The 250-nt window shown below is 68.4% G+C and carries 1 protein-coding gene; it reads left to right on the top strand.

What is annotated here, in order from left to right; translation table 11 throughout:
- The coding region (locus R0J87_RS23005; protein WP_498889258.1) for a hypothetical protein at positions 1-248 on the top strand (248 nt) is incomplete at its 5' end.
- Positions 249-250: the final 2 nt, after the last annotated feature.

The following is a 250-nucleotide window of genomic DNA, read 5'->3' as shown; positions in this document are numbered from 1 at the left end:
CGATCGTGCTGTCGATGGAGCCGCCGTTGCAGGCCGGCGACGCCTGGAGGGTGCGCTACGCCTGGCAGGAGGCCGGCGTCAGCGGTCCGACCCAGTACGTGAAGATCTCCGCTGCGCAGCTGAAGCAGCAATGGGTGGAGATCGAGATTACGTTCGACAGCTTCACCGTCGGGCCCGGTGGCAAGCGCGTGCCGACCCGACCGGGGGTGAAGGGGCGCCTGCAGCTGCGCATCTCGGCCTGGAACTGAGC

The sequence above is a fragment of the Halomonas sp. SIMBA_159 genome, assembly GCF_046536035.1.
GTDB classification, from domain to species: Bacteria; Pseudomonadota; Gammaproteobacteria; order Pseudomonadales; family Halomonadaceae; genus Vreelandella; species Vreelandella venusta_A.
The sequence above is the reverse complement of the archived record's forward strand: the minus strand, read 5'-3'. Positions and strand labels throughout refer to the sequence as shown.